This is a genomic window from Streptomyces sp. NPDC058619, assembly GCF_042717785.1.
In the GTDB taxonomy this organism is placed as follows: Bacteria; Actinomycetota; Actinomycetes; order Streptomycetales; family Streptomycetaceae; genus Streptomyces.
On sequence record NZ_JBHXQN010000009.1, the window covers coordinates 119,431 to 142,937 of the forward strand.

Annotated in this window: 20 protein-coding genes and 1 pseudogene; 4 read left to right on the plus strand and 17 right to left on the minus strand. The window is 72.7% G+C overall.

Annotated elements, in window-relative coordinates; all coding sequences use genetic code 11:
* Nucleotides 1-160: 160 nt before the first annotated feature.
* The 7 genes from ACFWTC_RS12105 to ACFWTC_RS12135 all read right to left on the minus strand — a co-directional run bounded on the left by ACFWTC_RS12105 (nt 161) and on the right by ACFWTC_RS12135 (nt 7,367).
* Nucleotides 161-1,159 (minus strand): TIGR03842 family LLM class F420-dependent oxidoreductase, encoded by a 999-nt coding sequence (locus tag ACFWTC_RS12105; RefSeq protein ID WP_383915708.1) that lies wholly within the window; start codon nt 1,157-1,159, stop codon nt 161-163.
* Nucleotides 1,160-1,214: 55 nt separating this feature from the next.
* Nucleotides 1,215-2,615: a dihydropyrimidinase gene (gene hydA, locus ACFWTC_RS12110; RefSeq protein ID WP_383915710.1), complete on the minus strand. Its 1,401-nt coding sequence runs from the start codon at nt 2,613-2,615 to the stop codon at nt 1,215-1,217.
* Nucleotides 2,616-2,625: 10 nt separating this feature from the next.
* Nucleotides 2,626-3,921, minus strand: coding sequence for an aspartate aminotransferase family protein (locus tag ACFWTC_RS12115; protein WP_383915712.1), 1,296 nt, complete (start codon nt 3,919-3,921; stop codon nt 2,626-2,628).
* On the minus strand, nt 3,918-4,760 hold the full coding sequence (locus ACFWTC_RS12120) for a nitrilase-related carbon-nitrogen hydrolase (protein ID WP_384027931.1): 843 nt from the start codon (nt 4,758-4,760) through the stop codon (nt 3,918-3,920). Before ACFWTC_RS12120 ends, ACFWTC_RS12115 begins: the two co-directional genes overlap by 4 nt.
* A gap of 207 nt (nt 4,761-4,967) precedes the next feature.
* Nucleotides 4,968-6,605 (minus strand): hypothetical protein, encoded by a 1,638-nt coding sequence (locus ACFWTC_RS12125; protein ID WP_384027930.1) that lies wholly within the window; start codon nt 6,603-6,605, stop codon nt 4,968-4,970.
* A gap of 45 nt (nt 6,606-6,650) precedes the next feature.
* Nucleotides 6,651-7,031, minus strand: coding sequence for a PPOX class F420-dependent oxidoreductase (locus ACFWTC_RS12130; protein WP_383915718.1), 381 nt, complete (start codon nt 7,029-7,031; stop codon nt 6,651-6,653).
* Between the two features lie 78 nt (nt 7,032-7,109).
* Nucleotides 7,110-7,367, minus strand: coding sequence for a helix-turn-helix domain-containing protein (locus tag ACFWTC_RS12135; protein WP_383915720.1), 258 nt, complete (start codon nt 7,365-7,367; stop codon nt 7,110-7,112).
* 64 nt (nt 7,368-7,431) lie between these two features.
* Here ACFWTC_RS12135 and map point away from each other — a divergent pair, with 64 nt between their 5' ends.
* Complete coding sequence (map, locus tag ACFWTC_RS12140) at nt 7,432-8,199, plus strand: type I methionyl aminopeptidase (protein WP_383915722.1); 768 nt, start codon at nt 7,432-7,434, stop codon at nt 8,197-8,199.
* Nucleotides 8,200-8,320: 121 nt separating this feature from the next.
* Here map and ggt read toward each other — a convergent pair whose 3' ends face one another.
* Nucleotides 8,321-10,126 carry a gamma-glutamyltransferase gene (gene ggt / locus ACFWTC_RS12145; RefSeq protein WP_383915724.1) on the minus strand — a complete coding sequence of 602 codons (1,806 nt, stop codon included), beginning with the start codon at nt 10,124-10,126 and terminating at the stop codon, nt 8,321-8,323.
* A 111-nt stretch (nt 10,127-10,237) separates the two neighbouring features.
* Between ggt and ACFWTC_RS12150 the strand changes: the two genes are divergently transcribed.
* Nucleotides 10,238-10,963: a hypothetical protein gene (locus ACFWTC_RS12150; RefSeq protein ID WP_384027929.1), complete on the plus strand. Its 726-nt coding sequence runs from the start codon at nt 10,238-10,240 to the stop codon at nt 10,961-10,963.
* Here the strand turns inward: ACFWTC_RS12150 and ACFWTC_RS12155 are convergent.
* The 6 genes and pseudogenes from ACFWTC_RS12155 to ACFWTC_RS12180 all read right to left on the minus strand — a co-directional run bounded on the left by ACFWTC_RS12155 (nt 10,923) and on the right by ACFWTC_RS12180 (nt 17,850).
* Nucleotides 10,923-12,227 carry a cytochrome P450 gene (locus ACFWTC_RS12155; protein ID WP_384027928.1) on the minus strand — a complete coding sequence of 435 codons (1,305 nt, stop codon included), beginning with the start codon at nt 12,225-12,227 and terminating at the stop codon, nt 10,923-10,925. The genes ACFWTC_RS12150 and ACFWTC_RS12155 overlap by 41 nt on opposite strands.
* Nucleotides 12,228-12,295: 68 nt before the next feature.
* A complete protein-coding gene (locus tag ACFWTC_RS12160) occupies nt 12,296-12,814 on the minus strand; it encodes a hypothetical protein (RefSeq protein WP_384027927.1) in 519 nt (172 codons plus the stop codon).
* Complete coding sequence (locus ACFWTC_RS12165) at nt 12,811-14,259, minus strand: ATP-binding protein (RefSeq protein ID WP_383915732.1); 1,449 nt, start codon at nt 14,257-14,259, stop codon at nt 12,811-12,813. The genes ACFWTC_RS12160 and ACFWTC_RS12165 overlap by 4 nt, the downstream gene beginning before the upstream one ends.
* Nucleotides 14,256-14,953 (minus strand): annotated as a pseudogene (locus ACFWTC_RS12170) (response regulator). The gene ACFWTC_RS12165 and the pseudogene ACFWTC_RS12170 overlap by 4 nt, the downstream one beginning before the upstream one ends.
* Nucleotides 14,954-14,992: 39 nt before the next feature.
* Nucleotides 14,993-16,657: a murein biosynthesis integral membrane protein MurJ gene (murJ, locus tag ACFWTC_RS12175; RefSeq protein ID WP_384027926.1), complete on the minus strand. Its 1,665-nt coding sequence runs from the start codon at nt 16,655-16,657 to the stop codon at nt 14,993-14,995.
* An 83-nt stretch (nt 16,658-16,740) separates the two neighbouring features.
* Nucleotides 16,741-17,850 (minus strand): lipid II:glycine glycyltransferase FemX, encoded by a 1,110-nt coding sequence (locus tag ACFWTC_RS12180; RefSeq protein ID WP_383915736.1) that lies wholly within the window; start codon nt 17,848-17,850, stop codon nt 16,741-16,743.
* Between the two features lie 279 nt (nt 17,851-18,129).
* Between ACFWTC_RS12180 and ACFWTC_RS12185 the strand changes: the two genes are divergently transcribed.
* Both ACFWTC_RS12185 and ACFWTC_RS12190 read left to right on the plus strand, forming a co-directional pair.
* The gene (locus ACFWTC_RS12185; protein WP_384027925.1) at nt 18,130-19,392 is read left to right on the plus strand and encodes an Ig-like domain-containing protein; all 1,263 of its coding nucleotides are present in this window, start codon (nt 18,130-18,132) and stop codon (nt 19,390-19,392) included.
* A 229-nt stretch (nt 19,393-19,621) separates the two neighbouring features.
* Nucleotides 19,622-21,217: a CocE/NonD family hydrolase gene (locus ACFWTC_RS12190; RefSeq protein WP_384027924.1), complete on the plus strand. Its 1,596-nt coding sequence runs from the start codon at nt 19,622-19,624 to the stop codon at nt 21,215-21,217.
* Between the two features lie 143 nt (nt 21,218-21,360).
* Here ACFWTC_RS12190 and ACFWTC_RS12195 read toward each other — a convergent pair whose 3' ends face one another.
* The 3 genes from ACFWTC_RS12195 to ACFWTC_RS12205 form a co-directional block, all read right to left on the minus strand.
* Nucleotides 21,361-22,104, minus strand: a complete 744-nt coding sequence (locus ACFWTC_RS12195) for an amino acid ABC transporter ATP-binding protein (protein WP_383915873.1) — start codon at nt 22,102-22,104, stop codon at nt 21,361-21,363.
* Nucleotides 22,105-22,214: 110 nt separating this feature from the next.
* Entirely contained in the window at nt 22,215-22,655 is a 441-nt protein-coding gene (locus tag ACFWTC_RS12200; RefSeq protein ID WP_383915742.1) for a DUF6278 family protein, read from the minus strand.
* 66 nt (nt 22,656-22,721) lie between these two features.
* A complete protein-coding gene (locus ACFWTC_RS12205; RefSeq protein WP_383915744.1) occupies nt 22,722-23,507 on the minus strand; it encodes an exodeoxyribonuclease III in 786 nt (261 codons plus the stop codon).

The window sequence follows — 23,507 nt, forward strand, 5'->3', positions numbered from 1 at the left end:
GGAGATCCCGGCCCTACGTACGGCGGGAAGTCGCAGCCTGCGGGATCGAGATCGGGGCGAATGAACCGGACCGGCACCCCCTGCAAGGTGTCCGCGCGAGAGCCGCCGACAACCTGCTGCGGGGCCGACCTCCTGGTCGGCCCCGCGCCACTCGCGAGAGTCAGCCGAACGACGGGATGACGTCGGCGCCGTACGCGTCAATCGTGGCCTCCCGGGCGTCGTGCATGTCGTAGACGGCGAACTGGTCGACGCCCAGGTCGCGCAGGGCCCGGAGCTTCTCGACGTGCGCCTCGGCCGGGCCCAGCAGGCAGAAGCGGTCGACGATCTCGTCCGGGACGAAGTCCGCGGACGGGTTCCCGGCCCGCCCGTGGTGGCTGTAGTCGTAGCCCTGGCGCGCCTTGACGTACTCGGTCAGTTCGTCCGGGACCATCGAGGAGTGCTCCCCGTACCGGGTCACAAGGTCGGCGACGTGGTTGCCGACCATGCCGCCGAACCAGCGGCACTGGTCCCGGGCGTGCGCGAGGTCCTCGCCCACGTACGCGGGGGCCGCCACGCAGATGGTGATCGAGGCGGGATCGCGGCCGGCCTCCACAGCAGCCTGACGGACGGCCTTGATCATCCACTCGGTGAGGTAGAGGTCCGCGAGCTGCAGGATGAAACCGTCCGCCTTCTGCCCGGCCAGAGCGAGGGCCTTCGGCCCGTACGCCGCCATCCAGATCGGGAGCTTTCCGTCCTTGATCCAGGGGATCCGAATGGCATTGCCGTCGACGTCGGCCTCGCGGCCCTCGGCTAGGTCGCGGATGACGTCGATGGCCTCGCCCAGGCGGGCCAGGGTGTTGGGGGCCCGGCCGGCCACTCTCATGGCCGAGTCCCCGCGGCCGATCCCGCAGACCGTGCGGTTGCCGTACATGTCGTTGAGGGTGGCGAAGGTGGAGGCGGTGACCTCCCAGGTGCGGGTCCCCGGGTTGGTGACCATCGGGCCGACGTGCAGCTTGTGGGTGTTGGCGAGGATCTGGCTGTAGATGACGAACGGTTCCTGCCAGAGCACGGCGGAGTCGAAGGTCCAGCCGTAGCGAAAGCCGTTGCGCTCGGCCCGCCTCATGAGGCTGACGACCTGAGAGGCGGGCGGGTCGGTCTGCAGGACGAGGCCGAAGTCCATGCGTCGCTCCTTGCTGGGGAGTACGGGAACCGGGGCGGGCAGGCCCCGGCATCCCCTAGAGGTATTGGCAGGTGGAACGGTGGACGAAGGCCCCGTGGCCCGCCCGGCCCGTGTACTCGCGCTGGTCGATGACGAGTTCGCCGCGCGAGAGCACGGTGTCGACGCGTCCGGTGATCCGCTTGCCCTCGTACGCCGAGTAGTCCACGTTCATGTGGTGCGTCTCGGCGGAGATGACCTGCTCGGCATGCGGATCGTAGAGGACGATGTCGGCGTCGGAACCCGGCGCGATGGTGCCCTTCTGCGGGTAGAGGCCGAACATCCGGGCCGGGCTCGCGCAGGCGATCTCGATCCAGCGGCGGCGGCTGATGTGCCCGTCCAGAACCGCCTGGTGGAGGAGGTCCATGCGGTTCTCCACCCCCGGCAGCCCGTTCGGGATCTTCGAGAAGTCCCCCCGGCCCAACTCCTTCTGGCCCCGGAAGCAGAACGGGCAGTGGTCGGTGGAGACCACCTGGAGGTCGTTCGTCCGCAGACCCCGCCACAGGGCCGCCTGGTGCTCGCGGGGGCGCAGCGGGGTGGAGCACACGTACTTGGCGCCCTGGAAGTCGGGCTCTTCCAGGTTGTCCGTGGACAGGAACAGGTACTGCGGGCACGTCTCGCCGAACACCGGCAGGCCCTTGTCGCGGGCTGCCGCCAGCTCCGCGACCGCCTCCTCCGCCGAGACGTGGACCACGTACAGCGGTGCGCCCGCGACGCGCGCGAGCTGGATTGCGCGGTGGGTGGCCTCGGCTTCGAGGAGCACCCTGCGGACCTCGCCGTGGTGGCGGGGGTCGGTCTCGCCGCGGGCCAGGGCCTGCTCGACGAGGACGTCGATGGCGATGCCGTTCTCGGCGTGCATCATGATCAGCCCGCCGTTGGAGGCGCCGCGCTGCATGGCCCGCAGGATCTGGCCGTCGTCGCTGTAGAAGACGCCGGGATAGGCCATGAACAGCTTGAAGGAGGTGACGCCCTCCCCGACGAGGTGGTCCATCTCCTTCAGGGTGCCCTCGTTGACGTCCGAGAGGATCATGTGGAAGGCGTAGTCGATCGCGCAGTTGCCGTCCGCCTTGGCGTACCAGGTGTCGAGGCCCTCACGCAGGGCGTGGCCCGGGGTCTGCACGGCGAAGTCCACGATGGTGGTGGTGCCGCCCCAGGCGGCGGCCCTGGTGCCGGTCTCGAAGGTGTCCGAGGCCGCGGTGCCGCCGAAGGGGAGTTCCATGTGGGTGTGGGCGTCGACGCCGCCCGGGATGACGTACTTCCCGCTCGCGTCGATCACGCGGTCGGCCGTCCAGGCCTCGGCGGCCGCCGAGGCGTGCGCGGCCAGGGCCGCCACACGGCCGTCCTCGACGAGGACGTCCGCGTGCAGTTCGTCGGCGGCGGTGACGACCAGGCCGCCGCGGATCAGGGTGCGGATGCTCATGGGGGTCCCCCTACTGGACGCTGCGCAAGGCCTGTTCGAGGATGGCCGCGCCCTCTTCCGCCTCGGCGACGGTGAGGGAGAGCGGCGGCGCGATGCGCAGCACGCTGGTGTTGTACCCGCCGCCCTTGCCGAGCAGCAGGCCGCGTTCGCGGGCGGCCTCCAGGACCGCCGCGGCCCCTTCGGGGTCGGCCTGGTCGGTGCCGGGCTTCGTCAGCTCCAGGCCGGCCATGAGGCCCCGGCCGCGGACCTCCCGTACGGCGGGCACGGCGGCGGCGACGGCGCGCAGCCGTTCCAGGAGCAGGCCGCCGACGCGGCGGGCGTTGCCCTGGAGGTCGTGCTCCTGGAGGTACGCGAGGTTGGCGACGCCGGCCGCCATGGTGACCGGCGAGCCGCCGAAGGTGGAGATGGAGTTGGAGTCGAGGCAGTTCATCACCTCGGCGCGGGCGACGACGCCGCCGATGGACATGCCGTTGCCGATGCCCTTGGCGAAGGTGAGGATGTCCGGCGGGCCGTTCTGGGCGTGTGCCTGCCAGCCCCAGAAGTGGTCGCCCGTACGCCCCCAGCCGGTCTGCACCTCGTCGCTGATCCAGAGGATCCCGTGCCGGTCGAGGACCTCGCGGAAGGCCCCGTACAGGCCGTCGGGCGGCGAGGTGAACCCGCCGACGCCCTGGATCGGCTCGGCGATGAGCGCGGCCACTCCCCCGCGCGCCTGGCCCAGTACGTCTTCCAGGTCGGCGACGGCGGCCGCGGTGAACTCGGCGTCCGGCAGGGCCGCGAACGGGCCGCGGGTGCGGACGGCGCCGTGGACGTAGTACGTCTGGAGCGGCGAGAGGCTGGTCGGGGACCACCCGCGGTTGCCGGTGATGGAGACGGTGGAGAACGACCGGCCGTGGTAGCTGTTGCGCATCGCCAGGATCTGGTTGGAGCGGCGGTACGTGCTGGCGAGCAGCAGGGCGGTGTCGTTGGCCTCGGTGCCCGAGGTGGTGAAGAAGACCCGGGCGTCGGGGATTCCGGAGAGGGCGGTGATGCGCTCGGCCAGCTCGATCATCGGCCGGTTGAGGTAGAGGGTGGAGGAGTGGACGATCCTCCCGGCCTGCTCGGCGACGGCCTTGGTGACCTCGGGCAGGGCGTGGGCGGTCATCGTGGTGAGGATGCCGCCGAAGAAGTCGAGGTAGCGGTTGCCGTCGGCGTCCCAGACGTGGCGGCCCTCGCCGTGGGTGAGCTCGATGGGGCGGTCGTAGTAGAGCGCGAGCCAGTCGGGCAGGACGGTGCGGTGGCGGCTGTGCAGGGGGATCGGGTTGGTCACGGCTGTACGAGCCCTCCGTAGGCGTCGGGGCGGCGGTCGCGGTAGAACGCCCACTGGGTGCGGACCTCTTCGATGAGGCCGAAGTCGAGGTCGCGGACGAGGAGTTCCTCCTCCTTGTCGCTGGCGGGCTCGCCGACGAACTGGCCGCGCGGGTCGACGAAGTAGCTGGTGCCGTAGAAGTCGTTGTCGCCGTACTCCTCCCGGCCGACGCGGTTGATCGCGGCGATGAAGTACTCGTTTGCGACGGCGGAGGCGGGCTGTTCCAGCTGCCACAGGTACGCGGAGAGGCCGCGCGAGGTGGCGGACGGGTTGAAGACGAGCTGGGCTCCGGCCAGGCCCAGCGCGCGCCATCCCTCGGGGAAGTGGCGGTCGTAGCAGATGTAGACCCCGACCCGGCCGACGGCCGTGTCGAAGACGGGCCAGCCGAGGTTGCCCGGCCGGAAGTAGTACTTCTCCCAGAACCCCTTGACCTGGGGGATGTGGTGCTTGCGGTACTTGCCGAGGTAGCTGCCGTCGGCGTCGATGACAGCGGCGGTGTTGTAGTGGAAGCCCTCGGATTCCAGCTCGAAGACCGGGACCACGATCACCATGCCGGTTTCGCGGGCGAGGTCCTGCATGCGGCGGACGGTGGGGCCGTCGGGGACGGCCTCCGCCCAGCGGTAGTGCTCGGGCTCCTGGACCTGACAGAAGTAGGGCGCGTTGAAGACCTCCTGAAATCCGATGATCTTCGCGCCCTGGGCCGCGGCCCGGCGGGCGTGCGCCTCGTGTTTGGCGATCATGGACTCGGTGTCTCCGGTCCAGGTGGCCTGGACCAGGGCGGCGCGGACGACTTGGGCCATGAGCTGCTCCTCGCGACGGGGAACTGACGTCGACTTCCACGGCTCTACGCACGTAGACGCAGTGCGTAGGGAGTAGAACGTAGGCCGCGTCACAGCGTGGGGCAAGAGCGCCGTGCGCGGTTGGAGTAGTCGATCAAGATACGTCGCGCCGCAGTCGTTTCCGGTCAGCCGGCGGCCGATAAGAACCGCTCGTACCGCGCGCGTCGGCTAGACCGGGGCGATGCCGGCGACCCGCAGGGCGTGCGCCAGGTCCCTGCGGCGGGGCCCGGACAGCGACGCGGCCGCCCGGAGCAGGCGCGGGGCGAACCACTGCGGGGCGCGCCGTGCGAGGGCGGCGACCTCCTCGGCGGTGCGGACCCGTACGAAGGCGTCCAGCAGGGCCTCGGCCTCCCGGCCCCGGCCGGCCGCGTCGAGCGCGAGGGCCGCGTCGGCGATCTCGGCGGCGGGCCGGGCCATGCCCTGGCGCAGCAGGCGGTCGCGGTCGGCCTCGCGCCCGGCCCCGTCGAGGGCGGCCGCGAGCTCGGCGAGCCGCTCGGGCGGCAGCGAGGCGGCGGCCTCCCACAACAGGGTGGCCCAGTCCGCCGCGAGCCCGGCGCGGGCCAGCTCGGCGGCCAGCCCGGGCAGCCGGTCGGCGGGCCACGCGGCCGCCTCGCAGAGCAGGGCGTGCGCCTCCCCGGTACGCCCCTGGCCGCGCAGCGCGAGCAGGTCCCCGACGAGGGCCCGCGTGGACCGGCCCGGGGCGGGGCCCGCGCCCGGCCCCGGCACACGACCGTCGGGGCCGTACGCCGCCGCGGCCGGCGACGGGGCAACGGCCGGGGTCGGGCCCGCGGATGGGGTCGGGCCCGTGGGCGGGGTCGGGCCCGTGGACGCGGACGGAGGCACGGGGGCGGACGCCGCTGCCGCCCGGTGTGCGGAGGCCGCCCGTCGCGCGGGCGCGGGCCGGCCGAACCGGGCGCCCCTCGGGGCGGGCGGCGGCGCCGGCGCCGGACCGGCCCCCGGGTCCGGAGCGCCCTCAAGGCCGGGACCGGCCGCGGTGGCGGCGCCGTCGGGGTGGCCCGGCGGCGGGGTGAAGGCCGGGGCCCCGAAGGCCGCCGCACCCGCGTACCGGGCTCCCCCGGACGTGCGCGCCCCCCGCAGCCGCCGCCCCTCGGCCCGCCCGACCGGCCGGGCCGCCGCACCCGGCGCCCCGGCGGTGGGCTCGCCGGTGGTGGGCTCGCCGGCGACCGGCGCTCCAGCAGCGGGTACTCCGGCGGTGGACGCTCCGGCGGGCGCCTCAGCGGTCGGCGCCGCGTCCCGCTGCCTCGGCACCCCCGCCAGGGGGTCGCCGCACGGCGCCGGGGCCGCCGGGTGCAGGGCCGCGAGCCGGTCGCGCAGGTCCTCGTACCGGGAGGCCGCGCGGGCCGCGTCGTCCCGGGTCCACGAGAGCTCCCGGCCCAGCGCGTCGGCCTCAGCCCGGTCGCCGGCGCGGCCGAGCCGGGCGGTCAGGTCGCGTAGCGCCCGCTCGGCGTCGGCGCGCTGACCGGACGCGGCGGCCAGCAGGGTCCGCAGTTCCTCGGCCCCGCCGGGCAGCCGGTCCCAGGCCGCGACGGCGGCCGCCCGCAGCCGGCCCGCGTATACGGTCTCGCGCGCCGCCGTCTCCTCGCCGCGGATGCCGGTCAGGTCCAGCAGCAGCGACTCCACCACGTCCCACGGCGGGATGGCGGCCCCGTCCACGCAGGCCCGCACGCCTTCCGGATCGCGGCGCAGGAACTCCCCGTACCAACCCGCCCCGGAATCCAGCCGCTGCGTCAATTCTCTTACGTACTCGGCGAGTTGCCCGATCACACGTGCAGTCGCGGTCTCCATGCCCGCATTGGATCCCACCCGTGTTACGGGCGGGCTACGGGAGTCTCAAAGCTTGACGGCGATCCCGGTGTGCGGCCGCTTCCCCCGGCGCCACACCGTGGCGGGAACGTCCACCGCCCAGAACTGCCAGGTGTACTTGCGCGACATCATCTTCCGCACCCGCCGCATCCCGGCGTCGTCCAGCAGCCGGGCCTCGCCCTCCAGGACGGGGGCGCCCTCGGCGATGCGGCCGCGCACGTCACAGGGGGCGACCTTGACCCGGCCGTTGTTGCGGATCCGCTTGACCTTCCACGTGTCGGTGCGCGTCCACACGCACAGCTCGCCGCCGTCGGCCACCGCCCACACGGGCGTGGCGACGGGGGTGCCGTCCTTGCGGAAGGTGGTGAGGCTGATGTAGCGGGCCCGGCCGAGCTCTTCGAGATTCATACCGCGACCTTAGGCGGCCGCCCCCCGCGCGCACCCCGGCCGCGGAGAACTCGTCCGGCACGATCCGGGAGGAAGGCCCTAGACCGGTACGGGAACCAGCGCGCTGCGGCGCAGGACCTCGTCGAGGGAGAGCCCGAGGACGCCCGCGAGGGCGGCCACGGTGAAGAAGGCGGGAGTGGGGGCCCGGCCGGTCTCGATCTTGCGCAGGGTTTCGGCCGAGAGGCCGGCGCCCGCCGCGATCTCGACCATGCTGCGCGCGCCGCGGGCCTCGCGCAGCAGTGCGCCGAGGCGCTCGCCGCGCTCGCGCTCTTCGGGGGTGAGGGGGGTTCGGACCATGCCCCCATCCTACCCGGCATCCCAACAGTTATCCCGTTACAGTTATACCGGTATAGTTATTGGAATGGTGGAACTGAAGACAGACAAGTCGATCGACGAGATGCGCGCCGCCGGCCGCGTCGTGGCCCGCGCCCTGGCGGCCGTACGGGAGGCCGCGGGCGTCGGCGTCTCGCTCCGCGACCTGGACCGGGTGGCCCGCGGCGTACTCGGGGAGGCCGGGGCGAGTTCCCCCTTCCTCGGCTACCGGCCGAGCTTCGCGCCCGTACCCTTCCCGGCGGTGGTCTGCGCCTCGGTCAACGACGCGATCGTGCACGGCATCCCGGGCGACTACCGGCTCCGCGACGGGGACCTGGTCAGCATCGACTGCGGTGCGGAGCTCGGCGGCTGGGTGGGGGACGCGGCGGTCAGCTTCACCGTCGGCCGGGCCCGCCCCGACGACCTGCGGCTGATCGAGACCGCCGAGGCGGCCCTCGCGGCGGGCATCGCCGCCGCCGTACCCGGCAACCGGATCGGGGACATCGCCCACGCCGTCGGCAGCATCTGCCGCGCCGCCGGGTACGGCATCCCGGACGGCTTCGGGGGCCACGGCATCGGCCGCGCCATGCACGAGGACCCGGGTGTCCCCAACGAGGGCCCGCCGGGGCGCGGCATGAAGCTGCGCCCCGGCATGGTGCTCGCCATCGAGCCGATGCTGACCGCGGGCGGGGTCGACGACTACACGTGCGACGGCGACGGATGGACGCTGCGGACCGTCGACGGCAGCCGCGCCGCGCACGCGGAGCACACGGTGGCGATCACCACCGACGGCCCGAGGATCCTCACCGCCCTCTGAGCCCGCTCCGCCACCGGGCCACGGCCGCCCCGGCACTGCGGCCGCCTCTCCGCCGGGGCCACACTTCCCCACTGCGGCCACTTCCCCGCTGCGGCCAGCTCACCACCACGGCTCCCCCGCGCTACGGCCTCCCGTGCGGGTGGACCACCATCGCCGAGCCGCCGCCCCGCCGGCTGGTCTCCGCGGCCGCCAGCCAGCGGCCGTCCGGCAGGCGTTGGACACCGGTGGCGGCGCCGATCTCCGGATTCTGCCGGAAGCCCTGGCCGATCGCCTCCAGTTCCGCGCGGAGCGGGCTGTTCCACAGTCCCGGCTCCAGTTCGGTGGTGGTCTGGTTGCGCTGGCTGGCGCGCGGCGCGGCGATCGCGTCCACCAGCGGCAGCCCCCGGTCGAGGTGGCCCGTCAGGGTCTGCAGGACGGTGGTGATGATGGTGGCGCCGCCCGGCGAGCCGACCGCGAGCACGGGACGGCCGTCGTCCAGCACGATGGTCGGGGACATGGACGAGCGCGGCCGCTTGCCGGGCCCCGGCAGGTTCGGGTCCGGGACGCCGGGGGCGGCCGGCGCGAAGGAGAAGTCGGTCAGCTCGTTGTTGAGCAGGAAGCCGCGGCCCGGGACGGTGATGGCGCTGCCGCCGGTGGACTCGATGGTCAGCGTGTAGGAGACCACGTTGCCCCAGCGGTCGGCGACCGTCAGGTGGGTGGTGTTCTCCCCCTCGTAGGTGGTCGGGGCGGCCTGTCCGCCACCGCCGCAGGCCACCGGCCTGCGCGGGTCGCCGGGGGCCAGCGGGCTGGTCAGCGCCCGGTCCGGCTTGATCAGGCAGCCGCGCGAGTCGGCGAACCGCTGCGAGAGCAGTTCCCGGGTGGGCACGTCCTCGGCGGCCGGGTCCCCGACCCAGCGGCCGCGGTCGGCGAAGGAGATCCGCGAGGCCTCGATGAAGCGGTGCAGGTACTGGCTCTCCGAGAGCTTCGAGAGGTCCGTGCGCTCCAGGATGTTCAGCGCCTCGCCGACGGTGGTCCCGCCGGAGGAGGACGGCGCCATGCTGTACACGTCCAGGCCGCGGTAGCTCACCTGCGTCGGCGCCTGCCGCTTGGTCGCGTACGCCTTCAGGTCCTTGGCCGTCAGGTCGCCCGCCCGCACGTTCCGGGTGGCGGCCGGGTCCACCGGGGGCTTGGTCACGGCCCGGACGATGTCCTCGGCGATCGGGCCGCGGTAGAGCGCGCCGGTCCCCTTGCGGGCGAGCTCGGCGTACGTGGCGGCCAGGTCGGGGTTCTTGAAGGTGGACCCGACCACGGGCAGGGCGCCGCCGGGCAGGAAAAGCTTCGAGGTGGCCGGGAAGTCCTTGAACCGGTCCTGGTTCTGCTCGGTCTGGGCGCGGAACGTGGCGTCCACGGTGAAGCCGTCGCGCGCCAGCTTCTCCGCGGGCCGCAGGAGGTGGCCCAGCGGACGGCTGCCCCAGCTGTCCAGGGCGCTCTTCCACGTGGCGGGGGTGCCGGGCACGCCGACACCGAGGCCGCTGGTCTGGCCCTCGGCGAAGGGGATGGGGACGCCGTTCTCCTGGAACAGCGACGCGGTGGCGCTGGCCGGGGCGGTCTCGCGGCCGTCGATCGTCTGCACCCGGCGGGACTTCGCGTCGTAGTAGACGAAGTAGCCGCCTCCGCCGATGCCCGCCGAGTACGGCTCGGTGACGCCGAGGGCGGCCGCGGTGGCGACCGCCGCGTCCACGGCGTTGCCGCCGGAGCGCAGGACGGCGATGCCCACGGCGGAGGCCTCCGCGTCGACGCTGGCGACGGCCCCGCCGTAGCCGGCGGCGACCGGGACCTTGGCCGGGGTCCCCCCGGAGGCGGCGGACGGCGGGGCTGCGGCGCCCGTGGACACCAGGGCTCCGGCGAGGGCGACGAGGGCTAACTGACGAGCGGCGGGGCGGCGCATCCGTACCTCCAGTCGACGGCCTGTCAGGACGTGTCCAGGCCTGGGCTGCGCACTCTAACTTCACCGCACCCCCCGCGTCAGGAACACCTGCCCCGGGCTACCATCCGCCGCATGGACGACGACGTGCGCAACATCGTGCTCGGGGTGGTGGCCACCGCGATCAGCGGGGGGTTCGGCTGGTTCTCCCGGACCTACCTGTGGCGCCGCGCCCTGCGCCGCAAGCAGGCCTTCTTCGGACTGCCCACCGGGTCGGACTGCCTGTTCGTGGTCAACCGGCAGATGGGCGGCACCGACTCGTCGCTGCACCGGAACGACGCCTTCGCCCTGCTGGAGATATCCGCGCTGATCAAGGACTGTGGGGCGAACGTCCAGATCGTCACCCACGACGCCGCCCGCCAGGGCTTCGGCGAGCGCGCCGAGTTCTGCGTCGGCGGGCCCGTCTCCAACGCCCGTACGACGGCGCACCTCGACTCCATGCTCCCGGGAGTACGGGTCGACACCTCCACGCAGGCCGGACCCGACCGGGGCGCCCTGCACGTCGGCGGGGAGACGTACCGCTGGGAGAAGGGCCGCACCGAGCACGTGCTGCTGGCCCGGCTGACGACCGGGCAGGGCTCCCGGCCGGTGTTCCTCCTGTCGGGGCAGACGGCCAACAGCAACCAGGCGGCGGCCCGTTATCTGGCGAAGCACCACAGGACCCTCGCGCGCACCCACGGCGGCGGTTCCTTCTGTCTCGTGCTGAAGGTCGTCAACTCCGACGCCTACGGGCCGGACGTGACCGAGCTCGTGGCGGACGTCACCGGGGCGGCCCGGACACCCGCAGCGGCAGCCGTGTGATCCCGTTGATGAAGTTGGACACCAACCTCCCAGGCGATGCGGTCAGTTCGGGCGCCGGGAGGCCGGCGGCGCGCCACTCCTCGTGCAGGATGCGCAGTTGGATCCGGGCGAAGTGGGCGCCCAGGCAGACGTGCGGGCCGTCACCGAAGGAGACGTGCGGGTTGGGCGCACGGCCCGGGTCCAGCAGTCCGGGGTCCGCGAAGACCCGCTCGTCGTGGTTGGCGGAGGCGTGGAAGACCACCACCTTGTCTCCGGCGGCGATCGGCCGGCCGGCGAGTTCCGTGTCGTGGACGGCGGTGCGGCGAAAGCTGAGCACCGGCGGGTGGACGCGCAGGAGTTCGTCCACGGCCCGGTCCACCGGGACCAGGCCGTCGGCGAGCCGCCGGTAGGCGTCGCGGTCGCGGGCCAGGGCGAGCAGTCCGCCGGGGGCCGCACTGCGCACGGTGTCGTTGCCCGCGACGGTGAGCAGGAAGAAGAACATCTCCAGCTCGGCCGGGTCCAGCCCGGCCAGGGCCAGGCTCGTCATCACGTCGTCGCCGGGTCGGCGGCGCTTGTCCGCGGCCAGTTCGCGGGCGTACGCGAACATCTCGCCGAGCAGGGCCGGAGAACGCGGGTTGAGCGGCCTGCCGTCGGCGCCGAGCAGGGGCGCGGGCGCGTCCTCGGGGTCCTGGTAGCCGATGATCCGTACGGTCCAGTCCAGCAGCAGGCCCCGGTCGGCGGCGGGCACGCCCAGCAGGTCGGTGAGGTTGAGCAGGGCGTACTCGTCGGTGACGGTGCGGACCAGGTCGGCGCCCCCGTCCGCGGCCCCGTCGCGGGCCGCGCGCAGCAGCGTACGGGCCCGGTCGCGGACGCGTACCGCGAAGGCGTCCACCCGGGCGGGGGTGAAGGCCCGGGAGACGAGCCGGCGCAGCCGGCCGTGTTCCCCCGCGTCCTTGCCGGGGTCCTGGTTGAGCATGGTGCGGCGCAGGAACGGCAGGTCGGCGGGGTCGGGGTCACGGATCTGGGTGGCGCCCAGCCAGGAGGAGTACGTCCGGTGGTCGCGCAGGACCCGGACGACGTCGGCGTGCCGGGTGACGGCCCAGAAGCCGGGGCCGGCCGGCCAGCCCGCGATCTCCGGCTCCGGCTGCCAGGCCACGGGGTGGTGGTCGCGCAGCAGCCGGTAGCGGTCGTGCGGGACGCCCCCGGCGTAGATCCGGGGATCGAAGACGTCCGGGACGTCGGGGACGTCGCCGGCCTCGGGGGCGTCGGGAGCCTCGTGGTCCATGGGGTTACCGTGGCGCCGGCGGCCGGCGGCCGCAAGGGGGCGGCCGGCGTGTTCAGGGACCGGTCGGTTCAGCGGCCGATGTCGCACCTCTCGCCGAAGAGGGTGGTGCCCGGGCCCCTCAAGGTCACCCGTACGTCGGGGATCTCGCTCCCGACGACGGACGCCACCGTGCAGACCAGCTGGCGCATGGCGAGCTCCGGGAGGTCCAGGACCATGAACGGGACCTTGACCTCGACGGACTGGGGGGACGTGAACGAGACGCTGACCGACCCGGGCGCCGTGCCGTCCCATCCCGGCAGCCGGGTGCCGAGCCCGGCGGCCCGTTCCTGCGGACCGGGCCCGGCGAGCAGTCTCAGTACGGTTCCGACGGGGGACGGCAGCGTGGAGTCGACCTGCGGAGAGGGGACGAGCTTGTCGTCGGGCGTGACGAAGTAGACGACGCCCGCACGGTCGGGCGAGTTCACCACCACGTTGGCGGCCGCGCCGCTCTCGACCACCCCGGTGGGCTTGATGCCGCACCCGGACAGCAGGAGCAGCGGACCGAGGAGGGCGGCGACGGCGGCCGCGGCGTTCCGGAGCCGGGTCACGCGTCGGCCTCCAGGGGTATGTCGAGGGTGAGGACGGCTCCCCCGCCGGGTCCGTTGGCGGCGTACAGGGTGCCGCCGTGCAGGCGGGCGTTCTCCAGGGTGATGGCGAGGCCGAGGCCGCTGCCCGCGGAGCGGGTGCGGGCGGCGTCGGCCTTGAAGAACCGGTCGAAGATGTGCGGCAGCACCTCGGGGGCGATGCCGGGCCCGCTGTCGGCGACCTCGATCAACAGCCGCTCGCCGTCGGGACCGGGGAGGGCGGCGACGGTGACGGTGACGGGGGCTCCGCCGTGCTGGAGGGCGTTGCCGACGAGGTTGGCGAGCACCACGTCGAAGCGGCGCGGGTCGAGCCGCGCGCGCACACCGCTGGGCAGTTCGGCGGTGACCCTTCCGTCGTCCCAGTGGCGGCGTTCGAGGGTCTTGGTGACGGCGACGGCGATGTCCACGTCGTCGAGGTTCAGTTCGGCGGCGCGGGCGTCGAAGCGGGAGATCTCCATCAGGTCCTCGACGAGGACGGCGAGCTTGCCGGTCTCCGCGCTGATCAGCCGCAGCGCCTTGGCGGTATCGGGGTCGAGGCGCTCGGCGTCCTCGTCGAGGACCTCGGTGACGGCGAGCATTCCGGCGAGCGGGGTGCGCAGCTCGTGCGAGACGTCGGAGGCGAAGCGGCGCGCCCTGACCTCGGCGTCCTGGAGTTCGCTCACGGACTGCTCCAGTGCGCGGGCGGTCTCGTTGAACGTGCGGGCCAGCCCGGCGAGCTCGTCGGCGCCCCTGACCTCGATCCGGGTGTCGAGGCGGCCCCGGCCGAGGCGCTCGGCGGCACGGCGCATGTGGCGCACCGGGCGCAGCACGCCGCGCGCGGCGAGCAGTGCGGGGACGACGGCGATGGCGAGGCCGGGGACGGCGCCCTGTTTCGCGGCGTCGACCATGGCGTCGACCGTTTCCCGCTCGGTGGTCAGCGACATCACCGCGTAGACCACGAGGCCGGTGGGCTCGCGCTTCCCCTGGTGGGTGAACACGGCCGGCATGGCGACGGTGAGGTACGGGGCCCCGCTCGCGTCCTCCACCCGCTGGAAGGCCCCGTGGGGGTTGGCGGAGACCACCTGCCGGCGGAGCTCGTCGGTCACCAGGGAGGAGGTCGCCGGGTTGATGTTCGAGGAGGCTCGCAGGTCCGCGTACTCGCCGAAGACCGCCCACGGGCGGGGTTTGCCGCGCTTGGCGAACTCGGAGACCAGGGCCTGGAGGGTCTCCTGGTCCATGGGGATGCGGAGGTTCTTGGAGTCGAGCTGGTCGCGCAGGGTGCTGACGGCCATGTCCTGGCTCTGCGCGAGGATCGCGTTGCGCGCCTTCTGGTAGGTGAGGGCGGCCGTGCTCACCGCGCTGATCGCGGCGACCATCAGGAAGGCGGCGATCAACCGGGTGCGCAGGCCGAACGGAGCGATCCGTCTCACCGTCGCGCGCCCTCGACCGGGCCGAAGCGGTAGCCGAAGCCGCGCACGGTCTGTATGTAGCGGGGCGCCGCGTCCGGGTCCTCCACCTTGTGGCGCAAGCGGCGCACGCAGGCGTCCACGAGCCGGGCGTCGGCGTGGTAGCTGTGGTCCCAGACGTACTCCAGGAGCTGTTGCCGGGAGAAGACCTGCTCGGGCGAGGCCGACAGGTGCAGCAGGAGCTTGAGCTCGCTGGGGCCAGGGCGACCCGCTCGCCGTTCTTGGCGACGGTGAGGCCGGCGCGGTCGACGGCCAGTTCGCCGTGGTGCTCGACCTCGGGGCGCACTCCCACCGGGTCGCTGAGGCGGCGGAGCACGGCCCGGACGCGGGCCTCGATGACCTCGGTGCGGGCGGGTTTGACGATGTAATCGTCGGCGCCGGCCTCCAGGCCGATGACGATGTCGAAGTCGTCTCCGCGCGCGGTGAGCATGATGATCGGGACCTCACTGGTCTCACGGATCCGGCGGCAGACCTGTACGCCGTTCATCCCGGGCAGCATCAGGTCGAGCAGGACGAGCTCGGGGTGGAAGGCCGCCATCAGGGCGAGCCCCTCCTCGCCGGTCTCGGCGGCGCTCACCTCGTGGCCGCGGCGGCGCAGGCCGAGGCCCACGCCCTCCCGTACGGACGGGTCGTCCTCGATCAGCAGTACGCGTGGCATCCGTTCAGTATCCCAAGGTGGTTCATGGCCTTCCTCCCGCTAACGGCCGGTCTTGCGCCGCAGGGAGTCCAGCAGGTCGGTGATCTCCGTCAGGCGCAGCGGCCGGGCGAGAAGGACGACGACGAGTGCCAGCAAGGCGGTTCCCGCCCCCACCGCGGCGAAGTCGCCGAACCGGTCGGCGGCGCGGGCGGCCGCGTGCGCGGCGGCGGCCGCCGGGAGGCAGGCGGCCAGGAGCCGCAGGTGGGTCCGTACGGCGCCGGCGCGGCGCGCGGTACGGGTGCCGGTGCGCGGGCCGAGTCTGCGGGCGAGGGTGCGCGCGGTGACGGCGGCCCCCGCCGCGAAGGCCACGGAGGAGGCGGCGGCCATGCCGGTGACCGCCCAGCGCGGGGGCAGCAGGACGTACGCGGAGGCCGACAGCCCGGCGTTCAGCCCGGCGACGACCAGGTTCAGGAAGAACGGGGTCCGGGTGTCGGAGAGGGCGTAGAACCCGCGGGACAGGACGTACTGCGCCGAGAAGGCGACCAGGCCGGGCGCGAAGGCGACGAGGATCCCCGCCATGACCTCGATGTCGGCGGCGCCGGTGCGGCCGTACTCGAAGACGCTGCCCGTCAACCAGGGGGCGAGGGCAGCGAAGAGGGCGGCGGCGGGCACGACGAGGGCGGCGCTGGAGCGCAGGGCGTGGGAGACGTCCCTGCGGACGGCGCGGAGGTCGCCGTCGGCGGCGGCGGTGCTCATCCGGGGCATCAGGGCGGTGACGAGGGAGACGGTGATGATGCCCTGGGGGACGATCCACAGCTGGTAGGCGTTGCTGTAGGCGGTGTAGCCGGCGCCCCCGGCCAGGCCGGCCTCCACGGCCCGCGCCCCGGTGGTGGTGGAGAGGCGGGTGACGACCCAGTAGGCGATCTGGTTGGTGAGGACGAGCATGACCAGCCAGCCGGCGTTGCGCAGCGGCCGGCCGAGGCCGCTGCCGCGCCAGTCGAAGCGGGGGCGCCAGCGGAAGCGGGCGGCGCGCAGCGACGGGACCAGGGCGAGGGCCTGGATCACGATGCCGGCGGTGGTGCCGAGGCCGAGCAGTCGGGTCTCGGCGGCGGTGAGTCCGTTGGCGGAGCCGTGGGAGACGTACAGGAAGAGACCGAAGACGCCGATGATGACGACGTTGTTGAGGACCGGGGTCCACATCATCGCGCCGAACCGGCCGCGCGCGTTCAGCACCTGGCCGAGCAGCGTGAAGAGCCCGTAGAAGAGGATCTGCGGCAGACAGTACCGGGCGAGGGCCACCGTCGTGCTCGCCTGGGCGCCGTCGTAGCCGGTGTACGCGGCGACGATCTGCGGAGCCGCGAGGACGGCGGCCGCGGTGAGCAGGACGAGGGCCGCGGTGCAGGCGGTCAGCAGTCGGTCGGTGTAGGCGGCGCCGCCGTCGCGGTGCTCCTTGGCGGCGCGGACCAGCTCGGGGACGAAGACGGCGTTCAGGGCGCCGCCGACGAGCAGCATGTAGATGATGTTCGGGACCGTGTTGGCGACGGCGTACCCGTCGCCGAGCAGGCCGGTGCCGAGGGCCGCGACGACGACGGCGGAGCGGACGAACCCGGTGGCCCGGGAGACGATCGACCCGGCCGCCATGAGCGCACCGCTGCGCAGCACCGAGGCCTTGGCGGGCGCGGGCGCCGCGGGCGCGGGCGCGACCGCCGCGGGCTCGGGCAGCACGGCGGCGGGTTGCGGTACGGACGCGGACACCGCTGCGGACGCGGGTTCGGGCTGGGCCGCGGGGACGGCCGTGGAGCCGTTCCTCACCGGCGGGCCAGGTACGCCTGGAAGGCCTTGTGGAGCGCCGCGTTGGCGTATCCGTCCATCGGGGTCTCCCACTCGCCGAGCGTCTCGACTACCTTTCCGCCGGTGCCGAGCTTCCAGCGCAGCAGCCCGAAAGAACGTTCGTCGGGGTCAAGGGTGGAGGGTACCCCGCGCATGTCGTACTCGTCGGCCCCGAGGTCGTGGGCGTCGCACATCATGCGCCACTGGCAGGCGTTGCTGGGGCGGACCTCGCGGCGGTGGCCGGCGGAGGCGCCGGTCTGGTACCAGACCCGGCCGCCGGTCACGATCATCGTGTGGGCGGCGAGGACCTCGCCCTGGTGGACGCCCAGGTAGAGCCGCATGCGGCCGGGTTCCTCGGCGTTGAGGGCCGCGTACTGCTGCTCGTAGTAGGCGAGGGAGCGGCCGAGCCGGAAGCCGTCGCGCTCCTCGGTGATCCGCAGCAGCCGGTAGAACTCGGGCAGGTGGGCCGCGGTGCCGAGGACGGTCTGCACGCCCGCCTTCTGCGCCTTGCGCACGTTGCGCCGCCACTCCTGGTTCAGGCCCGCCCACAGGTCCTCGCGGGTGCGGCCCGCGAGCGGCACCCGGAAGACGTGGCGCGGCTGGGCGTCGCCGTCGTCCTCGCCGCCGCAGCGCTTCCAGCCGCGGGTGCGCAGCCGGTCGGCGAGCGCCGCTCCGACCGGGTCGACCTCGGTGGCCAGCACGTCTGACATCTGCCGGCCGGGCCCGGTGCCGGACTTGACGGCGGCCGCGTCCCAGCTGCGGTAGGCGGGGGTGGGGCCGATGCGGACGGCGAAGGCGCCGGCTGCCCTGAGGTGGCGCAGGAACGGGGCGAGCCAGCGGTCCACGCGGGGGTCCGACCAGTCGGCGACGGGGCCTTCGGGAAGATAGGCGAAGTATTTGCGGGTGCCGGGGAATTGACGGTAGAGAACGAGTCCGGCCCCCTCGGTCTCACCGTTCGGGTAGTGCCATCCGACCCTTTCCGAGCGCCAAAGGTCCTTTACCCGGGCCCAGGAGGGGTACTGGAGGAAACTGGCCTGCCGGTTCCGGGAGAGGAAAGCCTGGTATTCGGCGACGGACAGTGTGCGCACCACGGGCTCCCCGTCCCGGACCGCCGGCCCCTCCGGGCGCCGCCCCTGTCGCTGGTGCTGCTGGGCTGTGTTCACGAGCAGTGCGCACACGGCAGTCGTCCTTCCTGTACGTCCGGGCGGGGATGCACAGGACTCTCACATCCGGCCGTGACCGGAGCGCGCGGCGATTGTGACCGGTTGATGACCGTTCTGCTGCGGTGCACGTCACAACCGAAAAGCGGGGATTTTCCGGGGAATGCGCAACCTAGAGTCCTCGTGTTCGCTCTCTCTTTGCGAACGATGATTACTTCGGAGGGGATTTCGTTGAGCCGCACGAGCCGCACGAGCCGCACCAGCCGCACCGCCCTGTCCCGGCGCCGGGTCCGCCACGCCGCCGCCGTGGGCACCGCGCTCCTGGCCGCCACCCTGACCGCCTGCGGGGGCGGGGGCGACGCGGCCGCCGGGGGCGGCAAGGCGGAGCTGAAGCCCAAGCCGGACATGGCCGTTTCGGTGAACCTCACGGGTGATCAGGTCAAGGCCGGCGAGCCGGTCACGGTGACGCTCGCCGAGGGCAGGCTGGCCCGGGTGAAGGTCACCGACGGCAAGAACGGGGAGCTGCCCGGGAAGATATCCGACGACGGCCGCACCTGGACCTCCGAGCGCAACGCCTCGCCCGGCACCGAGTACACGGTGGAGGCGCAGAACACCGACAGTCAGAGCGCGTCCACCCGGTTCAAGACCTCCCCCGCCGACAAGGTGAACAAGGTCTCGATCAACATCCCCAAGGGCAGCACGGTCGGCGTCGCGATGCCGGTCTCGCTCGTCTTCGACAACCCGGTCGCGAACAAGGCCGAGGTGGAGAAGCAGCTCAAGGTCACCGCGTCGGACAACGCCGAGGGGTCCTGGGGCTGGTTCAAGGACTACTCGGGCAAGGACCGGGTGGACTGGCGGCCGAAGGAGTACTGGAAGTCCGGCACCGGCGTGAAGGTCGACATGAACCTGAACGGCGTGGACTCCGGGAAGGGCGGCGGGCTCTTCGCCCGCGACTACACCACCGAGTTCACGATAGGCAAGGACCGGCGGATGGAGGTCAGCCTCGACACCCGGAAGATGAAGGTGACCGAGGACGGCCAGGTGGTCGAGACGATCCCGGTCTCGGCCGGCACTCCGGGCGGGCAGAAGGCCTCCTGGTCCGGGAAGATGGTGCTGATGTCGAAGGAGGGCACCATCCGGATGGACTCCCGGACGGTGGGCCTGAGCGACTCCTACGACAAGATGGTCGACTTCTCCATGCGGCTGACCTGGTCCGGCATGTACGCCCACGCCGCCCCGTGGAACGCCGGCAACTTCGGCCGCGCCAACACCAGTTCCGGCTGCGTGGGCATGAGCGACTCCGACGCCGAGGACTTCTACGCGAGGGTCCAGGTCGGCGACCCCTTCGAGGTGGTCGGCAGCGGCTCCAAGGGCAACGCGGAGATCGGCAACGGCTACGGCGAGTGGAACCTGTCCTGGGACGACTGGAAGGCCAAGAGCGCACTGGCCGGCGGCGCCCGGAACGGCTGATCCCCCGGCGGGCCGGGCGATCCCCGACCGGCGCGCGGGGCCCCCTCGGCGACGCCGGCCCCCGTCCGGCCGACGCCGGCCCCCGTCCGGCCGGCGCCGGGGCCGCACCCGCCGACTGACTCTCGTTCAATTGTTACCACCACGTAACTTACCGACGGGTTACCTTCGGTAATCCCTCCCCGTTACCGTCGGGTCACTTTCACCACCCGGCGTACGCGAGGAGCGATTGATGGAACGCACCACCACCGCCGCTGCGGTGGCAGCCCTGCTGGCGGCAGCCGCCCTGGGCCTGGCCCCCCACCAGGCCCAGGCGGCCCCCGCACCTGCCACCGCCGTCACCTCGAACGTCTCGGACGCCTCGTCGGAACTGCGGTTCCGCGACATTCCCGGCTCCGGCGGCATCACCCTCAAGGGCAACGTCTTCACCCCGGCCGGCGCCGAGCAGGGCCGGACGTACCCGCTGATCGTGCTGCCCACCAGCTGGGGCCTGCCGCAGATCGAATACATCGCACAGGCCAAGAAGCTCGCCGACTCCGGCTACGTCGTGGTCAGTTACACCTCCCGCGGCTTCTGGCTCTCCGGTGGCGAGATCGAGGTGGCCGGCCCGCCGGACATCGCCGACGTGTCCGCCGTCATCGACTGGGCCCTCACCCACACCCCCGCCGACGCGGACCGCATCGGCCTCGGCGGGGTCTCGTACGGTGCGGGCATAAGCCTGCTGGCCTCCGCGCACGACCCCCGGATCAAGGCCGTGGTCGCGATGAGCGGCTGGGCCGACCTCGTGGCCTCCATCTACTCCGGCCGCACGCAGCACCTCCAGGCCGCCGGTCTGCTCGGCGTCGCCGGCAGCATCACCGGCCGTCCCGGTCCCGAACTCCAGTCGATTCTCGGCGACTTCCTCGGCTCCCGGCTCGACCGCGAGCAGCAGATGATCGACTGGGGCAAGAAGCGCTCGGCGGCCTTCGAGGTCGACCGGATCAACGCCAACGGTCCCGCGATCATGATGGGGAACGCGTGGGGCGACACCATCTTCCCGCCCAACCAGTACGCCGACTTCTTCGAGAAGCTGACCGGCCCCAAGCGCCTGGAGTTCCGCCCCGGCGACCACGCCACCGCCGAACTCACCGGCCTGCTCGGTCTGCCCAACGACACCTGGACCAGCGCCCACCGCTGGTTCGACCGCTACCTCAAGGGCGAGCGCAACGGCGTCGACACCGAGGCCCCGGTCCAGCTCAAGTCCCGCAGTACCGGCGGTTACGAGGGCTACCCGGACTGGAAGTCGGTCGGCGCCGCGGGCACCGAGCGCATCGCGCTCTCCGACAGCGAGCACGTCTTCGCGAACGTCGACTCCGGGGCCAACGGCGGCGTCGTCCTGCTCTCCAACCTCCTCGACCAGTTCCTCAAGACCCCGCCGGTCGCCTCCATCCCCCTGCTCCCCCGCTCCTTCGCCGCGGTATGGCAGTCGCCGCGCTACGACCGCGACCGCCGCATCCGCGGCGACGTCCGCCTCCACACCACCGTCACGCCCACCAAGGGCGACGGCACCTTCGTCGCGTACCTCTACGACGTCGGCCCGCTCGGCGTCGGCAAGCTCGTCAGCAACGCCCCGTACACCTTCCACGGCAAGACCCCGGGCCAGGCCTTCGGGGTGGACCTGGAGCTCTACTCCACCGCCTACGACGTGCCCGCCGGCCACCGGCTCGCGCTCGTCGTCGACACCGTCGACCCCCTGTACATCGAGCACAACCCCACCGGCGCGCAGCTGACCTTCTCCTCGCCGCGCACCGATCCCTCGTACGTCTCGGTGCCGCTGCGCGAGCAGTGATCCACGGCTGCTGCCGGGCGGGGTGGTGGCTCTTCGGGGCTACACCGTTCCCCGGGGGGCTGCCGGACTTGCCGCAGCCGACGGTGGCGGCGAGGACGAGCAGGGCGACGAGGAGGGCACGGGTGCGCATCATGGCGCCGCCCTCAGTGCTTCAGGATCTTGGAGAGGAAGTCCTTGGCCCGGTCGCTCTCGGGGGCGGTGAAGAACTCCTCCGGGGTCCGGTCCTCGACGATCCTGCCGTCGGCCATGAACACGACGCGGTTGGCGGCGGACCGGGCGAAGCCCATCTCGTGGGTGACCACGACCATGGTCATGCCCTCGCTCGCCAGCTTTTGCATGACCTCCAGCACCTCGTTGATCATCTCCGGGTCGAGCGCGGAGGTGGGTTCGTCGAAGAGCAGGGCCTTGGGGCTCATGGCGAGGGCGCGGGCGATGGCGACGCGCTGCTGCTGGCCGCCGGACAGCTGGGCGGGGTACTTGGGGGCCTGGTCGGCGAGGCCGACCCGCTCCAGGAGCTCCCGGGAGCGCTTGTCCGCCTCGTCCCGCTTGCGGCCGCGCACCTTCATCTGCGCGAGGGAGACGTTGGCGAGGACGGTCTTGTGCGCGAAGAGGTTGAAGGACTGGAAGACCATCCCGACTTCGGCGCGCAGCTGCGCCAGTTCCTTGCCCTCGGCCGGCAGCGGCTTGCCGTCGAGCGTGATCGTTCCCGACTCGATCGTCTCCAGTCGGTTGATCGCCCGGCACAGGGTCGATTTGCCGGAGCCGGAGGGGCCGATGACCACCACGACCTCCCCGCGGCCGACGGTGAGGTTGATGTCTTGGAGTACGTGCAACTCTCCGAAGTGCTTGTTCACGTTCCGCAGCTCGATCAACGGATCGACGGCCATGCGCTGCCCTGCCCACTTGTCGGTGTCGAGGTCACGCAAACTATCCAGCCCGGGAAGGGCACTTCCCCTCGACACGCCTAAAGGGGGCATAAAGCTACATCCGGGTGCGATCAGCCCTCGGAGGCCTCGGCATAGGCCTGGCTCAGTTCGGGGGAACCGGTCATCGCCCAGGACACCCCGGACTCGATCACGTTCAGCTCCCGGCCCGAGGCCAGCCGGATCACCGGCTGGCCGTTCGGCCAGACCTGCCAGGCGGCCCCGGGGATCGAGCGGACGATCACCGTGCCGAGGTAGAAGCCCGCGTCGTTGCCGAGCCAGGGCACCGCCTCGGGGTCCCGACGCCAGCGCGGCATCAGCTGGTCGAGGGCCTCCAACGAGCCTGTGCTCTCGTCGAGTTCAAGTCCGGCCGCCCTCGCCTGGACCCGCAGCATCTCGCACTCCGAGAACAAGTCGGCGATGCCGTCGGGATCGTCCGCGAGGGCGTCGGCGAGCCCCGCACCCCGTTCCGTTTCGTGCCGTTTCAGCCAGTTGTCCAGGAAAGGGATGTTCATACCACCCAGACTCGCACCACGATCCGCCACTGGCCACAGGGCGCGCCTGATCCGTTCCGTTCGGGCCTACCGCTCCAGGTCCAGGTCCACGACGACCGGCGCGTGGTCGGACGCCCCCTTGCCCTTGCGCTCCTCGCGGTCCACGTAGGCGTCGGTGACGGCCTTGGTGAAGGCCTCGTTCCCGTACACCAGGTCGATGCGCATGCCCCTGTTCTTCGGGAAGGCGAGCATCCGGTAGTCCCAGAAGGTGTAGGGGCGGTCGTACTTGAGCGCGCGCGGGAACACGTCGGAGAGGCCGGCGTCGCGCAGCGCCTCCAGGGCGGCGCGCTCGGCGGGGGTGACGTGCGTGGCGCCCTCGAAGACGGCCGGGTCGTAGACGTCCTCGTCGGTCGGGGCCACGTTGAAGTCGCCGAGCACCGCGAAGGGGCGGGGGCCGGCCGCGTCGTCCGCGACGGCCGCGGCCAGGGAGCGGAACCAGCCCAGCTTGTAGCCGTAGTGGTCGTGCTCGACCTCGCGGCCGTTGGGCACGTACACCGACCAGACGCGGACCCCGCCGCAGGTGGCGGAGATCGCGCGGGGCTCCTGGACGCCCTCGTAGTCGGGCCCGCCGGGCAGCCCGAGGACCACGTCCTCCAGGCCGACCCGGGAGAGCAGGGCCACGCCGTTCCACCGGCCGGTGGCGTTGACGGCCGACTCGTAGCCCAGCTCGCGCAGCTCGGCGTGCGGGAACTGCTCCGCGGAGCACTTGGTCTCCTGGATGCACAGGACGTCGGTGCCCGAGCTCTCCAGCCAGGCGAGCAGGCGCGGCAGCCGGGCGGTGATGGAGTTGACGTTGAACGTGGCGATACGCAT